Genomic DNA, 996 nt, shown 5'->3' on the forward strand with positions numbered 1-996 from the left:
ATGCGGATTCGCGACGACCTCGCGGCACGCAACATCGACATCGAGGGCACAACCATCGTGCGCGGCGGTGCAACACCAACCTCCTACATCAGCCTGAGCCGCGCCACCGGCAGCCGTACCATCGTCCACCATCGTGACCTGCCAGAACTCAGCGCTGCCGATTTTGCCCAGGTCGACCTGACCAACCTCGATTGGGCCCATTTCGAGGGTCGCAACCCCGCCGAGACCGAGGCAATGATCGCTCGCGTCGCCACTGAGTGCCCTGGTCTACCCATCTCCGTGGAGATCGAGAAACCGCGCCCCGGGATCGAACGGCTGTTTCGGCTCCCTGGCGATCGCCAGACCCTGCTCATCGTCTCGCGCGCTTTCGCCGAGCAGCAAGGCGCGCACGATCCGGAAGCCTTTCTGCACGCATTCGCTAACGATTGCAATGCCAGGCTGCTCATCCTGCCCTGGGGTGCAAAGGGTGCCTACGCGCTTACCGCAGCGCGCGAGCTGCTGTTTGCCCCTGCCCATCCACCGGAAACCCTGGTTGACACCATTGCTGCTGGCGACGTCTTCAACGCCGCTGTCATCGATGCCTTGCTGCAGGGCGCTGATCTCGCCGCGGTGCTCGAGCGGGCCAACGCCCTCGCCGGCCGCAGCTGCGGTCAGCTCGGGATCGACGGTCTTAACACCGCGCCCTAAACCAAAGGCCTGAGCTCAACATCTGACAGGGTCGATCGGCGTAAAAAACCGACACGTGGAGAATCGCCTACGGACTCGGATTCGGCTGCCGCGTATGCACCGCCTCGATCGCTTGCAAGACCTCATCACTCAGGGTCAGCGAGGTGCTGGCGAGATTGCTCTCGAGCTGCTCGAGGGTCGTCGCGCCGATGATGTTCGAGGTCACGAACGGGCGGCTGGTGACGAATGCCAGCGCCATCTGTGCCGGGTCCAGCCCATACTGCCGAGCAATCGCGCAGTAGTCGGCGGTCGCCTGCTCGGCCTCCACAT

At 64.0% G+C, this 996-nt stretch carries 2 protein-coding genes; one reads left to right on the top strand and one right to left on the bottom strand.

Features of this window, described 5'->3' with window-relative positions:
• The coding region (locus VBE63_RS30200) for a PfkB family carbohydrate kinase (protein ID WP_323686654.1) at positions 1 to 687 on the top strand (687 nt) is incomplete at its 5' end.
• Between the two features lie 67 nt (positions 688 to 754).
• On the opposite strand, the gene VBE63_RS30205 is transcribed toward VBE63_RS30200, so the two are convergent.
• Positions 755 to 996 (bottom strand): aldo/keto reductase (locus VBE63_RS30205; protein ID WP_323686655.1); only part of this gene is annotated, 242 nt, incomplete at its 5' end.

The organism is Lamprobacter sp., assembly GCF_034860625.1.
In the GTDB taxonomy this organism is placed as follows: domain Bacteria; phylum Pseudomonadota; class Gammaproteobacteria; order Chromatiales; family Chromatiaceae; genus Lamprobacter.